This window comes from Aeromicrobium sp. PE09-221 (genome assembly GCF_002174305.1).
In the GTDB taxonomy this organism is placed as follows: Bacteria; Actinomycetota; Actinomycetes; order Propionibacteriales; family Nocardioidaceae; genus Aeromicrobium.
This window is the reverse complement of the sequence record NZ_MIJB01000014.1, coordinates 13,088-30,980: the sequence shown is the minus strand read 5'-3', so window position 1 is coordinate 30,980 and position 17,893 is coordinate 13,088. Positions and strand designations below refer to the sequence as shown.

Sequence of the window (17,893 nt, the reverse complement as noted above, 5' to 3'; positions counted from 1 at the left end):
GCAGAATCCAGTAGGGGGGAACCCCCTCGGGGGGAACCCATCCGGTAACCCCCTTTGGCCAACGTCGAGCACATGAACAGCTCGACCCGAGAACTCCCGGCGTGGTCACCTGATCTGCTCGCCAGCCTCGCTGTGGCACCGAACCTTGGCACCGCCGCGCGCGACTTGGCAGGGGCCGGCGTCCCGGTCTTTCCGTGTGTCCCCTTGGGCAAGCAGCCGCTGACGCGCCGGGGGTTCTTGGACGCTTCCACCGACCTTGGCAGAGTTGCGGACTGGTGGGGCCGCTGGCCGGGAGCGAACATCGCGATGCCAACCGGAGCGCCCTCGGGCATCGTGGTGGTGGACGTTGACGTCCACGCCTCCGGCTCCGGTTTCGACGCCTTCGAGCGTGCGCGGACGGCCGGGCTCGTTGATGGCTGGGCTTGGATGGTGCGCACCCCCTCGGGTGGGCTGCACGCCTGCTACCCCTCCAAGCCCGGCGTGGATCAACGTTGTTGGCAGGTGCCCAGCCAGCACGTCGACTGCCGGGGCGACGGCGGCTATGTGGTCCTCCCCCCGTCGCGGGCAACGCTGCCAAGCGGGGCCATTGCTGAGTACCGCGTCGTCTCGATCACCGACCACCAACCCGGTCCCATCGACACCACAGCGCTACGTCGGTTCCTCGACCCTCCTCGCGCGACCCCGACGACACGGACCCTGCCCCCGGCTACAGCCAGCTCCAGTCCCGAGCGGCTGGCTGCGTGGGTCGCCACCCGGCCCGAAGGCGCCCGCAATCAAGGTCTGTTCTGGGCGGCGTGTCGGATGGTCGAAGCCGGTCATAACTTCGATGCCTCGCTCGCCGTGCTCGGCGATGCGGCCCGCGCCGCCGGCCTGACCGAACGCGAGGCCGAGACCACCATCCGGTCGGCGTACCGCACAACCTCCCCGAGCCTCCAGCGGACCCCTACCGCCGGCGCGACGCCGATGGGGGTGACCGGCCCGTGAGCACGAAACTGACAAGCACCGGGTCGATGAGTCCGGTCGTTGCCACCGCCGTCTCCGGCACCGTGCTGATCGCCGCCGGAGCGTTCTGGCTGTCGTTCACATCGCTGGCCGACCTGGCCCGCCGGTCGGGCATCGCACCGGAGCAAGCATGGGCATGGCCGCTCATCGTCGACGGCATCATCGTCGTCGCAACCGTCGCCGTTGTTGCGCTCTCACTGCCCGCCCAGCCACGGGCGACGTGGTACCCGTGGCTCCCCCTCGCCGCCGGCGCGGCCGTCTCGGTCGCGACCAATGCGTTGCACGCGGTGATCGCCGCCGACGCATCAGTACCAGCCGCTGTTGCAGCGGTCGTTGCATCAGTGCCGCCCGTCGTGCTGCTCGCCGTCACTCACCTGACGGTCCATCTGACCCGCAACCTCGACACCGCAACCACTCCACGTCCAGACGACCCAACCCCTGCGCAGGACTCACCTTCATCCGACGCGGACGCCGTCGACCAGCGCACCGAGGCAGAGCAACTGCGCCTGGACGGGATGAGCAACCGAGCCATTGCCCGCCACCTCGGCGTCCACCCCTCTACCGTCGGCCGCTGGCTGGCACCCATCGACTCGACCCCCGAGTCAGCAACCGAACCCACCACGAAGGAGCCGCAATGAATCACAACCCACATGAACACAGAACCGACTGGAGCCCCGAGTCGGCATCGCGGACAACCGAAGGGCCCGAAGCCGAGGTCCCGGCACTGGCTGTCCATCGCAACCCGTCCCAGAGTCCAACAGAGCGCCGGGCACCGGAGGACGTCAAGGCCAAGAGGACGATCGCCTGGGTGCGCCCGTCCGAACTGGTGACCACTCTCGGCTCCGACCGGCTCCGTCGGGGCGTCGACCTGGAGGCCGAGTTGGCGCGGCGGGCTCGCCGCACTCCGGCACAGGCAGCGTGGAAGGTCCGGCGTCGGATCACCCGCAACGCCATCGGTCGACCCGGGTCGTCCACCCCGACCGTCACCGAGCAAGGGATTCGGCTGTGAAGCGGCCTGTCGACGTTCGTCTGCCGTTCACCGATCCCGAAGGACTGCGTGCGACGTTGCATCGCCTGCACGCAGCCGGCGAACAGAGCTGGCACGATGATCCCGAAGCGGCCGACCTGATGCGCTACTCGATGGACAAGTACGGCGCGCTCGCGCGAAAGCACCATCTGGAGCCCGAGGACGCGGCCGTCGCAGCGTTCGATGTGATGCGCTCACGAGCCGCCCGAGACGCAGAGGACCCTTGGGCTGTGGTGACCCGCGCCGTGCAGGTCACGCTCATCGCAGAGGAACGCGCCAACGGACTCCTGTGCTCCACCCACCAAGCACGCCGCCCACACGTCTCTGCGAATCACGATGCCGAGCGATTCAGCGACCGAGACGTGGCGCTGATCGAGTACCACCCCGCCTTCCGTGTGGCTGCCGAGCAGGACGACCTTGGGGAGCCCGCCGAAAAGGGTGCGGATCCGACGGGCGCGTGGCAGGCCGCAGAGCAGACCGTCGTGTTGTTCAGTCTGCTCGGCTGGCCTGTCGACACCGCACGTACGGGGATCGACTACATCTGCGCGAGGGTGATCGAGTCAGGTTCACGCAGCGCAGCGCACGAGATGCTGCGGCGCGACCGGCATGCTTGCGCGCTCCTCGACCTCAGCCGGGCGTCATGGGCGGCGCTGCTGCGCGTCGTGCTGGGCAATCAGACTCCAGACCATGCCCACACGACCGCAGGACGCGGCGTCCTTCTGCGGCTCCTCATCGGGCACGGCGTGGCCGAGTTGCTGGCCGACGACGCCCTGGTGCGCACCATCGTCACCGCTTCTCCCCGGACCATCAGGACCAGCCATGCCTGACGTGGACGCCAATGGCCACATCGAGCTTGAACGGCGCATCGACTCCATCATCGTTGGATCACGGCACCGCAAGGACCCCGGCGACACCGAAGCTCTGATGGAGTCCATCGAGGAACTCGGGCTGCTCCAGCCGATCACGGTGACGCCGGACGGGGTGCTCGTGTGTGGGTGGCGCCGCCTTGTCGCTGTGCAACGGTTGGGCTGGCGCACCTGCAACGTGTGGGTGCGTTCGGGAGTCTCGGACCAACTGAGCCGACTACTGGCACAGCAGGACGAGAACACGCTGCACCAGCCCTACACCCAACTCGAAGCCGCCGCGTTGTACCGGGAACTGAAACTGTTGATGGGTGAGGACGCTGCGCGACGTCGCGCGGCTGAGGGATTCACCCCGACGTATCAGCCCCGGTGGAACGGTGGTGCCGATTCGGCACCACCGTTGAACGAGACGCAGCCTGATGGCTCTAACGGTGGTGTCGATTCGACACCACCGTTGGGAGGCTTCTCTGGCAAGGCTCGCGTGCAGGCTGCTGAAGCCGTCACGGGAAAGTCGTCGTACACCCGGCTTGAGCAGATCGGGCGGCTCCAAGCATTGCTCGTCGATGAGAGCCAGCCGGAGTCGTTGCGTCAGATGGTGGCCGGGGAACTGGAGCGGATCGAGGTCGGGAGGCCCGTCGACCCGGCCTATCAGCGAGTCCAGGCGGCTCTCCGGTTCGCCGCTGACGAGAAGGCACTCTTGGAGGCCGCTGAACTCCGACGACTCGCGGCTGAAGCGCTTGAGCGTGCCAAGACCGCCAAGCGCCGCCGGAACCCCGCCAAGACCGATCGCGGCACACCCCAGGCTCCTACCAAGCACAGCCTGCGCTCCTTCCGGCTGACGTGGCGCGACCTCGACGGCTGGACCGAGCACTATGACCCGGCCGAGATCGCCGAGGGTCTGAGCGACGAGGAATGGGAATCCTGGGAGCGCGTCGTTGCCGAGACAGTCGCTTTCGCTGAGGCCCTGCGTGCCTCCCGTGCCGCCGCCGACCGCGAGGCGATGACGGCCTGAGCACGACCGTCGGGGCCGCGTGGACACCTATGTCGTGTCCACCCAAGTCTTCCGTCGGAAGGAACCCCTCATGCTCCGCGAAGCCCCGGATCAGTTCCCGACTCGTCGTCTCGTCGTTGCCGTCATTGTCCTGCTCGCGCTCATCGCGGCACTCGTCCTCGCCGCCGTGTCCTTTCGCTCGGGGGCGTCCACAGACACGGCGCTCGCTCCGACCACCGAGCCTCACGAGTCAGATTCGTGGACGCTCAGAGCTCCCGAGGAGACGCCAGGGGTTCTGCGGCCATTGTCGCCGACCGCTGACCCCGAGACCTTCGCGCGGCGCGTCGCGGCCGGACTGTTCGACTGGGACACGGCCAGCGCAATCAGCAGGAACGCCTACGTCGAGCGGTTGGTCGCCGTAGGAGACCCGAGCGGCGAGTCCACGCCGGGGCTGGTCGCCGACATCGCCGGATACCTCCCCAGCAACGAGGCGTGGCGCCAACTGCGCAGCTACTCCACCCGCCAGCGGATCGAGATCGAGAGCCTGAGTGTCCCGACACTGTGGGAGCAGGCCCTCCGGGAAGCAGGACCCGATGGATTCGCGCCCGGCACGACGGCCTACACCGTGACCGGCGTCCGGCAGCGGGCGGGCATCTGGGAGAGCGAACCAGTGACGAGTTCGCACGACATCGCGTTCACCGCGTTCATCGTCTGCGGGCCGACCTACCCCGAGTGCCACCTGTTGCGCCTGTCCCGGCTCGATCAGCCGCTGGGCTGAGACCAGTAGATGAGCGACGAGCAGGTGCTGTCATGAACAAGACTCTTCTGGCCGGAGGCACGGCACTGGCAACGGTGATGCTGGGGCCAGCCACCGTCCTCCTTGGCCTCGCGGCCCTCATCAACCCGGCACAAGCCGCGTGCCTGCCTACCACCTCGGCCGCAGTCTCGACCACGAACGGAAGTCCCACTGGCGCCGATGCTCCTCCCGAGACGAGTCGCGTGGTGTTTCCGCTACCCGCCGCAACGTGGGTCAAGACGAGCGGCTACGGAATGCGGGTCCACCCGATCACCGGGGTCTACAAGCTGCACACCGGCGTCGACTTCGCTGCTCCGGCTGGCACTCCGATCCTGGCGGCGGCTGACGGGCGAGTGGCCTTCGCCGGACCTGCCAGCGGGTACGGGCACCTGATCCTCATCGAGCACACCGTCGGCGGGCAGCTCGTGGCCACCGGCTACGCCCACATGTACGCAAGTGGCATCGGAGTCTCCGTAGGAGATCAGGTTCACGCTGGGGACCACATCGCCGATGTGGGCAGCGACGGCTACTCCACCGGCGCTCATCTGCACTTCGAGGTCCGGCCCGGCGGAGCGTGGGCTGCCACCGTCAATCCCGAGCCGTGGCTCGCGGGACACGGAGCCTCCCAAGTCGACCAGAACAGCAGCACGGCCATCCCGGCCGGCTGCGGAGCCGACACCGTGGCGGCCCCCGAGGAGTTCGACGGTTCCAACCCCGATGCTTTGGTCGACGACCCGACGAGCAACGGCAAGATCACCGCCCGCACCGCCTATGTCCTCGCACAAGTCCGGGCTCGGTTCCCCGAATCCTCCTGGGCCTGCTGGTCCCCGCGCCCCGGCACCAAGTCCGAACACCCGCTGGGACGTGCTTGCGACGGGACGTTCGGGAACTCCATCGGGCAAGCAGCCAAGGGACATGCACTGGACTACGGATGGGACGTCACCAACTGGTTGAAGGCCAACGCGACCAAGCTCGGCGTCGAGTACCTGATCTGGCAGGGCAAGATCTGGAGCGTCGCGCGTAACAGCGAGGGATGGCGTCGCTACGACGGTGGCGGGATGCACGATCCGGCCGCCATCACTGGAGGGCACTACGACCACCTCCACTTCACCATCGCGGCCGGGGTCCAAGCATGAACCGAATCACGACCCTCGCAGCAGCCGTCGGACCGGACTTCGGTGCGCTGGGCGGTGCTGGGACGCTGCGTTCGATGGTCGGTGCGCTCTTGACCTATGGCCTGCTGACTTCGGCTCTGATGGTCATCATCTGCGCGGCGACCTGGGCCATCGCGTCCTCGTCAGGGAGCTGGCAAGCCTCCGCGAAGGCCAAGACGGGGCTGTTCGTGGCGCTCGGAGGCGCGGTCCTCACCGGCGGGGCGTTGGCGTGGGCGAACTGGTTGCTGAACCTCGGGGCCTCGCTGTGAGCCGCCCGGCATACATGGGCGAGTCCGACGGACAGCTTGCCTTCGACATCGAAGGCATGATTCACGCCGCTGAGGTCGAAGCGGCTCCGCCGTGGACTGGAGCACCGCTGCACTTCACCGCCGACTACTACCCTCCCGGTGAGCTCGACGCCGCCTTCGCGCATTGGCAGTTCCTCAACCGTGGGGTCCTCGGCTCCTACGCCGCGAGCCGGATGTGGCATCGTGCCATCGCGGTTGCAGGCAACGTTCAGGTCGGCGATCACGGGTTCGACATGTTCACCGCCGACCTGCGCTGCAATGACGACACCCACCGGCACGGGAACTGCTCATGCCTGGGCGATCTGGTGTACCAGGCCGTGTGCGAACCCTGCGACTGGCACGCGATCACCGACGGCGAGAACGAGGCCGTCGAGGCGTGGCACGACCACGCCATCCCTGGCTGGCGCGAACTGCCGATCGTTCCCGCACACATCAGGATGGTCGACGCCAGCATGAGGCCCAGCAAGCAGGCCCGCGAGTGGGTCGAGAAGCACTACCCCGAAGCCATGCGATTCCCCGGCGCTCCGGTCATCACCGAACGCCCGAACTTCGGGCATCGTCACGTCCCGGGCAGGTCACCGTGGAACGGCTACGACCTCTCCCACACCGCCGTCGATCCCGACCGGGTGATCGCCGCACGCACCAAAGTCACCAAGCGGCCAGCGCCGGGTCGGAGTTCCCGGCCGTCTCCCGGAGCCAGGCAGGCTCCCGCCCCCACGACCGGTCTCGCCATCGGCGACTAAGACGCGACGGCGGGGACACGAGAGCACCTGACCAGCGCAACCACCCGCGCTGAATCAGGAGACTCTCATGCTCAACCTCGTCATTCCCCTCACCTCGGTGTCCACTCTCTCGAGTCGGGTCGTCGCCGTCCTGCCCGCCGACATCAACATCTCGCCCAACTCCAACGGGCTCCCCGGCATCGGGCAGCTCCGCACCATCGTCGGAGCCTCGATGACTGTCGGGCTCATCCTCGCTGTGCTCGCGCTCATCATCTCCGCGATCGTCTGGGCGCTCGGCGCCAACAGCAGCAACCCGCACCTGGCGGGACGTGGGAAGACCGGCGTCCTGGTCGCCCTGGGCGCGGCGATCATCACCGGCGCCTCGGTCGCGCTCGTGAACTTTTTCTGGAACGTCGGCCAAGCGGTCTGACGACCGCACCACACGAGAGGAGGCGGACGAATGGTCGACGTATGCGGGGTACCCGTGATCTCCACAGTCTGCGATGTCGCTGGCGACGCCGCTGGCGCCTTGGTCTCAGCACCCTTCGACTGGCTCGCCCAAGCGATGGGTGGAGCAGCCGCGTGGATGTTCGAGTCGATGTGGAAAGTATTCGACTCCACCACGATGGTCGACGTCACGAGCACGCAGTACGTGCGGGTCTACAACATCCTTTTCGGCGTCGCCGCCGTCGTCATGGTCGGCTTCTTCCTGCTCCAGGTCATCGGCGGCATGGTCCGTCGTGAACCCGCCGCGTTGTCGCGTGCCCTGTTGGGGCTCGCCAAGTCGATCCTCGGGTCATTCGTCGCCCTCGCCCTCCTGGCCACCGCCTTGGAGATCACCGACCAGATCTGCGTCGGCATCGTCCACGCGGCCGGCACCAACATGGAAGACATGGGCGACCGGATCGCCCTGCTCGCCGGAGGTCTGGCGACGCTCAACATCGCGGCCCCCGGGGTGGGCGCAATCATCACCATCTTCATCGCTGGCCTCGCTATCGGGGGCGCGGTGATCGTGTGGATCAGCCTGCTCATCCGCAAGGCCCTGCTCCTGATCGCCATCGTGTTCGCGCCCGTGGCACTGGCGGGCGCCACCTGGGACCACACCCGAGGATGGGTCAGCAAGTGGGCTTCCTTCGTCATCGCCCTCATCGTGTCCAAGGTCGTCGTGGTGGTGATCTTTCTGCTCGCCACCGCTCAGGTGTCAGCCCCCATCGACGCCGACCTGAAATCTGTCAGTGAGCCCATCGCCGGAGTCGTGCTCATGCTGATCGCCGCGTTCGCGCCCTACATGGCCTACAAGGCGATCTCGTTCATGGGCTTCGACATGTACCACTCGATGAGCATGGAGCAAGAAGCCAAGGCCGCACTCAACCGCCCGCTCCCGATTCCCACGACCCGACGCGGCGGCGAAGAGCCCAAGAAGGTGCTCGACGCGAGCAATGGCGGCGGAGGGTCCGGCTCCTCCGGTCCCGCACCAACGCCTTCCTCCTCTCCGTCGGGCGGTGCCGGGGTCGGCGGCGCGACCGCTGGAGGCGGGTCGTCTGCCGGAGGGACCAGCGCGGCAAGTGGGGCCGCTGGTGGGGTCTTGGCGGGGGCCGTCGTGGCGAAGGAAGCAGCTACCGCCGGGCCTCGTGTCGGCTCCAAGGTGGGGGCGAGCGCCGAGGGCCATGCCGACGGCGCAAGCCAGGCCAGCCAGCCTCACCCGCAGAGCGCTGGGAGCCCCCCGCCACCGGCGCCGATGGTGCCCGACGTCGCTGATCCGACACCTGCGGCTCGGCCCGGGGGTGAGAAGCGATGACTACGACGGGACAGGGCACCGAGGCCGGTCTGACGCCGGTGAAGTTCTCCCGCCTGTCCAAGCGTGGCGTCCTGCTCGGACTATCCGGCTCCCAACTCGTTGTCGTCGGCTTCGGCGCGGTCGTGCTGGTGTTCTCGCTCTACCTGGGCGGCGGCATCATCCTCGCCTACACCGCACCCATCTTGGTCCTGTGCGCTGCGTTGGCGTGGGTCGGCGTCGGAGGTCGCAAGCTCGTGGAGTGGCTGCCGATCCTGCTCCGGTGGGCCTGGCGCTCCAGCGGCGGGCAACTCGTCTACCGCCGCCGCGTGCTCAAACCCCGCCCGGCCGGAGTGCTCGCCCTCCCCGGCGACGCGGCCAGCCTGCGGCAATGGGTCGATGCCGAGACCGGCGCAGTCATGGTCCACGACCCACACGCCGCAACACTGACGGCACTGGTCTCAGTCACCCATCCGGCCTTCGTCCTCCTCGACCCGATCGAGCAGGAACGGCGTGTCACCAGTTGGTCCCGAGTGCTGGCCACCGCCTGCCGCTCGGGCCGCATCGCCTCGATGCAGATGATGGAGCGCACCCTGCCTGACTCCGGCAAGGGACTGGCCGAGTGGTGGCACCGCCACGGCCAACAGGACGGCTCATGGGCCGCGACAACCTACGGCGAGCTGATCGACCGCGCCGGCCCCGCTGGTGAGCGCCACGCCAGCACCGTCTCCATCGCGCTCGACATGAAGACCGCCTCGCGCGCCATCCGTGCCGCCGGTGGCGGGATGCGGGGCGCTGCGGCAGTGCTGAGACAGGAAATGACCACCATCACCGCCGCCCTCCGGGCCGCTGATCTCGCTCCCTCGACGTGGCTGGAGCCCGGCGACCTCGCCGTCATCCTCCGCTCGGCCTACGACCCGCAAGTCGCGGCCACGTTGGAGCGCCACGGTGACCTCGGCCGCGAGCTCGCCACCGCTGGACCGGTCGCGGTCACCGAGACCTGGAGCCACCTGCGCAGCGACTCGGCCCACCACTGCGTGCTGTGGATCAGCGAATGGCCCCGCTCGCTCGTCTATCCCGGCTTCCTGTCCTCTGTCCTGCTGTCCTCTGGCATACGCCGGACCTTCACACTGCTCTACACCCCGATGCGTGCCGACCACGCCGCCCGCGACATCCGCAAACGCAAGACCGAGCACGTCTCCGACGCGGCGCAACGTCAGCGGATGGGCCAGATCGAGGACGCCCAGCAAGACGCCGAGTACCACGACGTGCTCCGTCAGGAAGCCGACCTCACCGCAGGCCACGGCGTACTCCGCGCGACCGGCTTCATCACCGTCAGCGCCACCACACCCGACGAACTGGAACAGGCCGTCGCGGCCATCGAGCAGGCAGCCATCCAAGCCTCCTGCGAGACCCGGCGCCTCTGGGGCCAGCAGGCCCAAGCGTTCGCCACGGCGGCGCTCCCACTGTGCCGAGGCGTGTGATGGATCAGAGGGACCCACGTTCCGCTCATGTCACGTTTCCAGTATACTTTCGTGATGTGGGAAGCGTGTCCGCATCGTCGGTGATCCGTGCAACCCCGGAGAAGTCATTCGTCCGCGTCGACGAGCTCCCGGGGTCGGCGACTGCTGCGCGGAAGGCCGCCTCTCGCGCCGCCCACGACGGCCTGCTGATCCCGGTGCGTCGCGGGCTCTACTACCGAGGCCGGCGCACACGCTACGGCTTGACGCCTCCCCGCACCGAGGATGTCGTACGCGAAGTACTCGGGACTCGTGGGGTCGGCCCTGCTGGCTATTCGGCTGCTCGTGCCTTGAGCCTGACCTCGCAGATTCCTCCTGTGTTGCATGTGGCCACTCTGCGCACCGTCGAGCCCATTGCTGGGGTGAAGCAGCACGCCCGCAAGAACCTCGCTCGGGTGGATCTGAACGCCACAGAGATAGCGTTGCTGGAGGTGCTGCGAGCCCCGGAGGTCTTCGCCGAGGCGGGCTGGGATGCACTGACGGCAATGGTCCGTGAAGCTGTTGCTGAGGGGCGGGTGCGACTCGATGCGCTCACCGAGGCTGTGCCCGGCGAGTACAACCGTGCCGTTCGAGACAACTTCGCTTCCCTCACTGGCGTGCTCAAAACCTCCTCGGACATGGGAGACACCCATGCGGTTGCGTGAACACCCTGACGATCTGGCGGTCTTGGTCGGGAGGGCTGCCGACGAGCGCGGCCTGCCTGCCCCCTATGTGGAGAAGGACTTCTAGGTCACCGAGGTTCTCCGTGCCGCGTCGCAGTCGCGCGAGGTCGCCATGCCGGACGGGGCCAAGGCTCCGGTGACCTTCATCTTCAAGGGTGGAACGAGCCTGAGCCGGGTGTTCGGCATCGTGGATCGCTTCTCCGAGGACGTCGACCTGCTCGCCGTCCTGCCTCCCGAGGCGAGCCTGAACGCGCGACACAAGGTGCTCAAGCAGGTTGATGCCGATGTAACCGCACATCTGGGGCTCCCCAAGTCTGATGTGAGGGTCGGTGCCTCAACAACAGGGGTGAAGCGGTACACCACCTACCTCTACCCGACGGGCGAAAGCGCCGACTCACTGAAGGAAGGCGTGCTGCTCGAACTCGGCAGCCGGGGCGGTACTCATCCCCACTCCCAGCACTCGTTCCGCTCAATCGTCGCTGACTTCGCGGTGACAGAACTCGGCGAGTCCGACGATGCTTGGGATGAGTTCGTCCCGTTCTCCGTAGAGGTACTCGCCCCCGAGCGGACCCTGTTGGAGAAGGTCTCGGCTGTCCACGATGCCGCTGCCCGCAACGACACCGCCGCGCTGCTCAAGCACGGTCGACACTTCTATGACATCGACCGCCTCCTCAGTACCACCAGTGTCACGACAGCACTGTCAGCGCTCGGTCCCGACGGCCTAAAGGACCTCATTGCCGACATCGACGACCACAGCGAGGCCGCCGGATTCACCTGGACACCTCGCCCTGCCGGTGGCTACGCCGACAGTCCTGCCTTCGATCCGACCCATGCCTCACACGAGGCGATCGTCACCGGCTACCGGAACGCGCAGCCTCTCATCCACGGTCAGCCGATCGACCTGGAAACGATCTACGCGACGGTGGAAAGCCACCGGGACCTCTTGTAAACAGGGTCGCACTGCGCACCTGCATCTCGACCACACGTTGTCGAGATGCAGGAGACGCAGATGCCGACCTTCGAGGATGCCTTTGCTGACGCCGGCGAGGTGCAGCATGCGACCAGAGCCCTCGCGTACGCGATGCGCACCATAAGCAATCCGGGTCATGACTACCCGGTGCTGCTTTCGCTGGCGCTCGGATCGGCGTGGCTGGAGTTCTCGCTGACTCAGCTCGTGCGCTTCTACGAGACGACGGCACGAGAGCAGGCCGAGGTCCACGGCGACCGGAATGCGGGCCGTGCAACAGCGCAGCGAGTGACCGAGCACCTCCGGGCCGCGAGCGAGTGCGTAGCCCTCGCCGTGAAGTCGATGACCTACGCACACGACGCCGACTCCGAGATCACCTACACCCCATCGACCGTGGCGCACCACCCCAAGCAGGTTTCACCGGCCGCCGCGAGCGCGCCGGAACGCACTGATGAAGTGAACGAGCCGTGGCTGTGACAGCGCGGGACGGCGACCGGCTGCACAGCGCGGTCCTGGTCGCTCCACGCCGGGAGCGACGCCGTGACCGACGCGCTCGCAAGGCATCGGCGAAGTCCTTGCTGACAGCCGACCATGAGACCCGCAAGGCCGCAGCCAAGCAGAAGGCCGACGACCTGGCGGCGGAACGCCGGGCGATGGTCGTCCTTCCCAAGTCCGGAGAGCCGGGGCCGACGAGCCTTCGTACGTCGGGACGACTGCGGCTGCCGCGTCATCAGGACACCTCGGCGACCTGGGGCGGGGCGTATCCGTTCGTTGCCGAAGGAGGACTCGGGTCAGACGGGGTGTTCGTCGGACAAGACCTCTACAGCGGCGCCTCGTTCGTCTACGACCCGTGGGTCTTGTACCGCAACGGACTCATCACGGCCCCGAACGTGGTGGTTGCCGGGATCGTCGGCTCAGGCAAGTCCTCACTGGCCAAGAGCCTCTACACACGGTCGTTGCCGTTCGGCAGGCGGGTCTATGTGGCGGGCGACCCGAAGGGCGAGCACACGGCCGTCGCGCGCGCGGTCGGCGGGATGGCGATCGAACTCGGTCACGGAATGCCCGCGCGACTCAACCCACTCGACGAGGGATACCGGCCCACCGGACTCGACGACGTGGAATGGGAAGCCCAGGTCACGGCTCGCCGCCGTGACCTCATCGGCGCGTTGACCGAGACCGTGCTGGACCGTCGCCTGACGCCGTTGGAGCACACAGCGGTCGACGTCGCCCTGGCCAGCACCGTGCGGGCGGCGGAGATTCCGCTACTACCGATGGTGGTCGACCGGCTGCTCAACCCCGGCGCCCGCGACGACGCGGAGGGACGGTTGGCTGAGGACGGGCGCCTTGTCGGGCACGCCCTGCGCCGCCTCGTCGGCGGGGACCTGGCGGGCCTGTTCGACGGACCGTCAACGGTGCGGTTCGACCCGACGCTGCCGATGATCTCGCTGGACCTCTCGCGGGTCACCGAGAACGCCACGCTGATCTCGGTGCTGATGACCTGCGCGTCGGCGTGGATGGAGTCCGCACTGTTGGACCCTGCGGGCGGTCAGCGCTGGGTTGTCTACGACGAGGCATGGCGACTGATGTCACACCCGTCGCTCCTACGACGCATGGACGCGCATTGGCGGCTGGCGAGGCACTACGGCATCGCCAACATGCTGATCTTCCACAAGCTGACCGACCTCGACACTGTGGGCGACCAGGGCTCGGCGATGCGGGCGCTCGCGTCCTCGCTGCTGGCAAACGCCGAGACCCGCATCATCTACCGGCAAGAGTCCGACCAGTTGGGCGCGACCGCTGACGCGCTCGGGCTGACCGGCACCGAACGGCAACTTCTGCCGACGCTGGGAACCGGCCAAGGCTTGTGGCGGATCAAGGACCGCTCCTTCGTCTGCCAGCACCAGCTCCATCCCGCCGAGCTGGAGCTGTTCGACACCACGGCCCGGATGCGATGAGTATCAGGCGAAGCCCGGACCTGCGGGTGCTGTCCTATGGGGGCGGCACTCAGTCGGCGGCACTTGCGCTCATGTCAGCGGCCGGGCAACTGCCTCGCTTGGATGCTGTCGTGTTCGCCGACACCGAAGGCGAGCTGCCGGAAACCTACGCCTACGCCGAGTATGTCCAAAGACATCTCGATCGGGCTGGTATCCCGTTCATCCGTGTCTCCGCAGGCTCACTGGAGAGTGCGCTGCTGTCGCCGGTGCGAACGACCAGCAACCCCACTCCTCCGGCCCACGTCCGCAACCCAGACGGGAGCGCGGGCAAAGTGCTCGGGTACCGCTGCTCTTACGACTTCAAGCGCAGGGTCGTGACCCGCGAGGTCAAACGGTTGGCCAACGCCCAAGGTGGCGGGCGCGGGGCATGGAAGCGGGTACGGGTCGAACAGTGGCTCGGGTTCTCCGTCGATGAGATCGCGCGCTGCAAGGAGACGACCGAGTGCCGGTGCGGCCACCCCCGACTCCGAGCGCAACGCGGCGGAGGTGACGGTCCCGGTGGCGTCGGTGGTCATCAGCCAAGGTGTGACCGCTGCGGCTGTCAGGGATTCGACCCGTGGCAGGTGAACGTGTAGCCGCTCATCAAGGACTTCGGCCTTGCCTTTCGCCGCAGCGACACGATCCGCTGGTTCGCCCACAATGGGCACCCCACCCCGCCCAGGAGCGCGTGCTGGTTCTGCCTTATGTGGAATCTGAGAGGGGTTCCTAGCGTGCCCGTATGGCGCGCATCAACTGGGACGGATTCCCACTTCTCCGAGAGCAAGAGCAGGCATGGCGGTGGCTGCACTTCACCGCGAACATCGGCCGGGCACCGAACACGATCGACGCCTACGGGCGCGCGGTGGAGGACTTCCTTCGCTTCTGCGCGACCAGCGAGGTCGACCCGGTGGCCGCGACGCCGGATGTGGTGGCGGACTGGATCGGTGAGATGCACGCCCGCACACTGACCGCCGCCGGCCTGGAGCTGGGCGGCGTCGGGTTGGCGAACGCGACGATCCAGCAGCGAGTGGTCGCGCTGCGGTCGTTCTACGACTATCTGGTCGAGGACGGGCTGCGAGAGCGCAACCCGGTACGTCGTGGTCAGTCGAGTCGGTATGGCGGCCGTGCTCGGCACGGGCTGGTCGGTCGGGTGGAGAAGGCTCCGTGGATTCCCAACGAGTCCGCGTGGGAACGGATGCTGGTCGAGCTCGGCCGCGAGCCGTTGCGGAACAGGCTGATGGCTGCGTTCGCCTACGACGGCGCGTTGCGGCGCGAGGAGCTGGTGCAGCTCGACGTGGCCGACCTCGAGCCGGCGCACGGGCTGATCCATCTGCGGGCTGAGACGACGAAGTCCAAGCGTGCTCGTACGGTCGCGTTCGGGTCGGCGTCGGCCCAACTGCTGGTCGCCTACCTGCGGGAGCGACGTGGGGCGTTCGGCCGGGTCGACGGGCCGTTGTTCCGCAGCGTCTCGCGGCGCAACCACGGCGATCCGATCGGGGTCTGGTCGTGGTCGAAGATCATCGAGGCCGCTGCCGAACGGGCAGGGCTGGCACGGTTCTCGACCCACACCTTCCGGCACCTGCGGCTGACCGACCTTGCGCGTGCGGAGTGGACCATCGACCAGATCGCGCAGTACGCCGGGCACCGCAACCTGGCGACCACGATGGTCTACATCCACCTCTCGGGCCGAGAGATCGCCGAACGGTTCCACAAGGCCAACACGTCCCTACACATCGACCGCGATCGACTACTTGCCTCGATGCTCGCCGCCCCCGATGCGCCGGCCCGCGGCGGCGCCACTCCAGACGACACGACGTTGCCCGGTGGAGGTGTCCGGTGAACGCGGCACGTCGGATGGCGGACGAGGCCGCCGCGCCGCTGTGTGATCGACTCGCCGACCTGCGGTGCCTGGACCCAGCGCTCACCGACGTGGAGCGTGCGGCGCTGGCTCGATGGGCGGTGCGTCAGGCCCCGAGGATGACCCGGCAGATGAGGACGGATCTGGAGCGCGTGATCGAGCCCGTCTATGCGGTGCTGACCAGCCGGGAAAACTACAAGCCGAGCGGAGTGCGGAAGTCCCTGCTGCTGGCGACTCACGAGCGCGGCACCGCGTGCTGGTCCTAGGATGAGGACACCTGGGTCGAGGTCATCGAGACGACCTTGCTCAGCAACGGACACGGCCACAAGGGCCTCGGTGCGCTGGTCGCTCTGGGATATCTGCTGGCTGGCCACCATCGCCTCCACCACCGCTTCCCCTCGCTGAAGCCCAAGGACCTGGCGGCGTGGGTCTTCGGCGTCGGGGTCGCCCAGCACACGCTCGCTGACGTGCTGACCACCCTGGAGTCCTGGGGCGTCACAGCCAAGCACGAGTCAACGAGGCAGGCCCTCTACGACGCGCTGCTGTGCAACCGCAGCCCGCGGTTGGAGGACCTGACCAGCGACCTGCTCTACGAACTGGTGCAGGCTGCGCCGCCCGGCCGGAGCCGTCGTCTCGGCCTGTTCCGGCTCTCCCGGGTGCTGGCGCATCGCGGCATCATCCCGGTGCCGCTGATCGCCAACAACGACATGCGCGGACCCACCGCGGCGACCTGGGAGACAGTCCCGCAGCCCTGGCGCGACTACGCCCAGCGGTGGGCAAAGCTCTCGACCCGGGAGCCGGCTAGCAACCGATCCATGCTCTCAGGCATCCTGACCGCCGGCCGCTGGGCGGCCGAGCACCACCCCGAGGCGGTCGACCCGGCCGCATGGACCCGTGACATCGCAGCGGAGTACGTCGCGGCGACGCTCCAGGCCAAGGCTGGCCAGTGGAGCAGCGGCTTGGGCCGCAACCGCAGCCGAGAGGGTCAGCCACTCTCGGCCAGCGGCAAGGCGAACCGGATGGACTCAGTGCGCGGGTTCTTCGGCGACCTGATCGAGTGGGAGTGGATCACCCCGAGGTTCAACCCACGCCAGGTACTGAGCCTGCCGATCTCGGTACGCGCCCAGCTCGGACCCAACCCCCGCGTCATCGACGACGCCTCCTGGGCAAAACTCATGGCCGCCGGGCTGACGCTGGCCGAGGAGGACTTGAAGGTCTACGGCACACCTGCCGCCCACACTGCGGGAAAGGCGACGACGTACTACCCGATCGAGATGGTTCGCGCACTGGTTGGGGTCTGGCTGTTCGGTGGCTGTCGCATCGACGAGATCCGCCGCCTGGAACTGGAGTGCATCACCTGGGACCAAGCAGTCGATGAGACCACCGGCGAGCCCTACCGGGTTTGCCTGCTGCACGTCCCGGCCAACAAGACCTCGCGGGCGTTCAGCAAGCCCGTCGACCCCCTCGTCGGTGAGCTGATCGAAACCTGGCAGGCCGTCCGCGGCGAGCAGCCCGACCTGATGGACCGCAAGACCGGCCGATACCGCCAGCACCTGTTCTGCGTCCGGGGCCAGCTCGTCAGTCAGACCTATCTCAACGACAAGCTCATCCCGATCCTGTGCGCCAAGGCCAGCATCCCCGAGGCCGACTCCCGCGGCGCGCTGACCAGCCATCGGGCACGCACCACGATCGCCACCCAACTCCTCAACGCCCGCGAGCCGTTGAGCATCGCTGATCTTCAGCAATGGCTCGGCCACAAGCACATCGCCTCGACCCGCTACTACGCCGAGATCCTGCAACGGGTCCTCTCGGCCGCCTACAAGCGGGCGGACTACTTCGCCCGCAACGTCCGCACCATCCAGGTCCTCATCGACCGCGAAGCCATCCTCACCGGCGCCGCCGCCGGCGGGGAACAGCCCTGGAAGTACTACGACCTCGGCGATGGCTACTGCGGCTACGACTTCTTCGCCAAGTGCCCCCACCGCCTGGCCTGCGCCCGCTGCCCGTTCTACGTCCCCAAGGACTCCACCCGCGGCCAACTCCTCGCGGTCAAGGACGGCATCGGCCAGATGCTCGAACAGCTCACCCTCACCGACGACGAACGCGAAGCCCTCGAAGGCGACCGCGAAGCACTGACCGCCCTACTCGACAAGCTCTCCGACGTCCCCACCCCGGCAGGGCCAACACCGCAGGAGCTCGGCGTCGAGCCCGCCTTCATCCCAATCAGTGCTCTCACCGGCCCACGACCAGCACCACCGACCGGCTGAGCCCCAGGA

Annotated in this window: 20 protein-coding genes; all 20 read left to right on the top strand. The window is 67.8% G+C overall.

What is annotated here, in order from left to right:
* Positions 1-72: 72 nt before the first annotated feature.
* The 20 genes from BHE97_RS07665 (at position 73) to BHE97_RS07570 (ending at position 17,884) form a co-directional block, all read left to right on the top strand.
* Positions 73-984: a bifunctional DNA primase/polymerase gene (locus tag BHE97_RS07665; protein WP_087623453.1), complete on the top strand. Its 912-nt coding sequence runs from the start codon at positions 73-75 to the stop codon at positions 982-984.
* Positions 985-1,010: 26 nt separating this feature from the next.
* Positions 1,011-1,640 carry a DUF2637 domain-containing protein gene (locus tag BHE97_RS07660; RefSeq protein ID WP_087623452.1) on the top strand — a complete coding sequence of 210 codons (630 nt, stop codon included), beginning with the start codon at positions 1,011-1,013 and terminating at the stop codon, positions 1,638-1,640.
* Positions 1,637-2,011: a hypothetical protein gene (locus tag BHE97_RS07655; protein WP_087623451.1), complete on the top strand. Its 375-nt coding sequence runs from the start codon at positions 1,637-1,639 to the stop codon at positions 2,009-2,011. Before BHE97_RS07660 ends, BHE97_RS07655 begins: the two co-directional genes overlap by 4 nt.
* Positions 2,008-2,856, top strand: a complete 849-nt coding sequence (locus BHE97_RS07650; protein ID WP_087623450.1) for a serine/arginine repetitive matrix protein 2 — start codon at positions 2,008-2,010, stop codon at positions 2,854-2,856. Before BHE97_RS07655 ends, BHE97_RS07650 begins: the two co-directional genes overlap by 4 nt.
* On the top strand, positions 2,849-3,904 hold the full coding sequence (locus tag BHE97_RS07645) for a ParB N-terminal domain-containing protein (RefSeq protein WP_087623449.1): 1,056 nt from the start codon (positions 2,849-2,851) through the stop codon (positions 3,902-3,904). The genes BHE97_RS07650 and BHE97_RS07645 overlap by 8 nt, the downstream gene beginning before the upstream one ends.
* Positions 3,905-3,974: 70 nt before the next feature.
* A complete protein-coding gene (locus tag BHE97_RS07640) occupies positions 3,975-4,661 on the top strand; it encodes a hypothetical protein (protein ID WP_087623558.1) in 687 nt (228 codons plus the stop codon).
* A 32-nt stretch (positions 4,662-4,693) separates the two neighbouring features.
* Entirely contained in the window at positions 4,694-5,815 is a 1,122-nt protein-coding gene (locus BHE97_RS07635) for a M23 family metallopeptidase (protein ID WP_087623448.1), read from the top strand.
* Positions 5,812-6,102: a DUF6112 family protein gene (locus BHE97_RS07630; protein WP_087623447.1), complete on the top strand. Its 291-nt coding sequence runs from the start codon at positions 5,812-5,814 to the stop codon at positions 6,100-6,102. The genes BHE97_RS07635 and BHE97_RS07630 overlap by 4 nt, the downstream gene beginning before the upstream one ends.
* Positions 6,099-6,884, top strand: coding sequence for a DUF6349 family protein (locus BHE97_RS07625; RefSeq protein ID WP_140400038.1), 786 nt, complete (start codon positions 6,099-6,101; stop codon positions 6,882-6,884). The genes BHE97_RS07630 and BHE97_RS07625 overlap by 4 nt, the downstream gene beginning before the upstream one ends.
* Positions 6,885-6,951: 67 nt before the next feature.
* A complete protein-coding gene (locus BHE97_RS07620; RefSeq protein WP_087623445.1) occupies positions 6,952-7,293 on the top strand; it encodes a DUF6112 family protein in 342 nt (113 codons plus the stop codon).
* Between the two features lie 30 nt (positions 7,294-7,323).
* The gene (locus tag BHE97_RS07615; protein WP_087623444.1) at positions 7,324-8,661 is read left to right on the top strand and encodes a conjugal transfer protein TrbL; all 1,338 of its coding nucleotides are present in this window, start codon (positions 7,324-7,326) and stop codon (positions 8,659-8,661) included.
* Positions 8,658-10,121: an SCO6880 family protein gene (locus BHE97_RS07610; RefSeq protein ID WP_087623443.1), complete on the top strand. Its 1,464-nt coding sequence runs from the start codon at positions 8,658-8,660 to the stop codon at positions 10,119-10,121. Before BHE97_RS07615 ends, BHE97_RS07610 begins: the two co-directional genes overlap by 4 nt.
* A gap of 56 nt (positions 10,122-10,177) precedes the next feature.
* Positions 10,178-10,801: a hypothetical protein gene (locus BHE97_RS07605; RefSeq protein ID WP_140400036.1), complete on the top strand. Its 624-nt coding sequence runs from the start codon at positions 10,178-10,180 to the stop codon at positions 10,799-10,801.
* Between the two features lie 130 nt (positions 10,802-10,931).
* Positions 10,932-11,768 carry a nucleotidyl transferase AbiEii/AbiGii toxin family protein gene (locus BHE97_RS07600; protein WP_087623441.1) on the top strand — a complete coding sequence of 279 codons (837 nt, stop codon included), beginning with the start codon at positions 10,932-10,934 and terminating at the stop codon, positions 11,766-11,768.
* 60 nt (positions 11,769-11,828) lie between these two features.
* Complete coding sequence (locus tag BHE97_RS07595; protein WP_140400034.1) at positions 11,829-12,263, top strand: hypothetical protein; 435 nt, start codon at positions 11,829-11,831, stop codon at positions 12,261-12,263.
* On the top strand, positions 12,260-13,741 hold the full coding sequence (locus BHE97_RS07590; RefSeq protein WP_087623439.1) for an ATP-binding protein: 1,482 nt from the start codon (positions 12,260-12,262) through the stop codon (positions 13,739-13,741). Before BHE97_RS07595 ends, BHE97_RS07590 begins: the two co-directional genes overlap by 4 nt.
* Positions 13,738-14,355 (top strand): phosphoadenosine phosphosulfate reductase family protein, encoded by a 618-nt coding sequence (locus BHE97_RS07585; RefSeq protein WP_140400032.1) that lies wholly within the window; start codon positions 13,738-13,740, stop codon positions 14,353-14,355. Before BHE97_RS07590 ends, BHE97_RS07585 begins: the two co-directional genes overlap by 4 nt.
* 143 nt (positions 14,356-14,498) lie before the next feature.
* Positions 14,499-15,599 carry a tyrosine-type recombinase/integrase gene (locus BHE97_RS07580; protein ID WP_087623437.1) on the top strand — a complete coding sequence of 367 codons (1,101 nt, stop codon included), beginning with the start codon at positions 14,499-14,501 and terminating at the stop codon, positions 15,597-15,599.
* Positions 15,596-15,883 (top strand): hypothetical protein, encoded by a 288-nt coding sequence (locus tag BHE97_RS07575; protein WP_087623436.1) that lies wholly within the window; start codon positions 15,596-15,598, stop codon positions 15,881-15,883. The genes BHE97_RS07580 and BHE97_RS07575 overlap by 4 nt, the downstream gene beginning before the upstream one ends.
* Before the next feature lie 36 nt (positions 15,884-15,919).
* Positions 15,920-17,884, top strand: coding sequence for a tyrosine-type recombinase/integrase (locus BHE97_RS07570; RefSeq protein ID WP_201791351.1), 1,965 nt, complete (start codon positions 15,920-15,922; stop codon positions 17,882-17,884).
* Positions 17,885-17,893: the final 9 nt, after the last annotated feature.

What these genes read in the sequence shown, in the direction of transcription:
- BHE97_RS07635 (WP_087623448.1), top strand. Translation starts at nt 4,694, where the DNA reads ATGAACAAGACTCTTCTGGCCGGAGGCACGGCACTGGCAACGGTGATG.
- BHE97_RS07630 (WP_087623447.1), top strand. Translation starts at nt 5,812, where the DNA reads ATGAACCGAATCACGACCCTCGCAGCAGCCGTCGGACCGGACTTCGGT.
- BHE97_RS07615 (WP_087623444.1), top strand. Translation starts at nt 7,324, where the DNA reads ATGGTCGACGTATGCGGGGTACCCGTGATCTCCACAGTCTGCGATGTC.
- BHE97_RS07640 (WP_087623558.1), top strand. Translation starts at nt 3,975, where the DNA reads ATGCTCCGCGAAGCCCCGGATCAGTTCCCGACTCGTCGTCTCGTCGTT.
- BHE97_RS07645 (WP_087623449.1), top strand. Translation starts at nt 2,849, where the DNA reads ATGCCTGACGTGGACGCCAATGGCCACATCGAGCTTGAACGGCGCATC.
- BHE97_RS07580 (WP_087623437.1), top strand. Translation starts at nt 14,499, where the DNA reads ATGGCGCGCATCAACTGGGACGGATTCCCACTTCTCCGAGAGCAAGAG.
- BHE97_RS07660 (WP_087623452.1), top strand. Translation starts at nt 1,011, where the DNA reads ATGAGTCCGGTCGTTGCCACCGCCGTCTCCGGCACCGTGCTGATCGCC.
- BHE97_RS07600 (WP_087623441.1), top strand. Translation starts at nt 10,932, where the DNA reads ATGCCGGACGGGGCCAAGGCTCCGGTGACCTTCATCTTCAAGGGTGGA.
- BHE97_RS07595 (WP_140400034.1), top strand. Translation starts at nt 11,829, where the DNA reads ATGCCGACCTTCGAGGATGCCTTTGCTGACGCCGGCGAGGTGCAGCAT.
- BHE97_RS07665 (WP_087623453.1), top strand. Translation starts at nt 73, where the DNA reads ATGAACAGCTCGACCCGAGAACTCCCGGCGTGGTCACCTGATCTGCTC.
- BHE97_RS07620 (WP_087623445.1), top strand. Translation starts at nt 6,952, where the DNA reads ATGCTCAACCTCGTCATTCCCCTCACCTCGGTGTCCACTCTCTCGAGT.
- BHE97_RS07610 (WP_087623443.1), top strand. Translation starts at nt 8,658, where the DNA reads ATGACTACGACGGGACAGGGCACCGAGGCCGGTCTGACGCCGGTGAAG.
- BHE97_RS07655 (WP_087623451.1), top strand. Translation starts at nt 1,637, where the DNA reads ATGAATCACAACCCACATGAACACAGAACCGACTGGAGCCCCGAGTCG.
- BHE97_RS07585 (WP_140400032.1), top strand. Translation starts at nt 13,738, where the DNA reads ATGAGTATCAGGCGAAGCCCGGACCTGCGGGTGCTGTCCTATGGGGGC.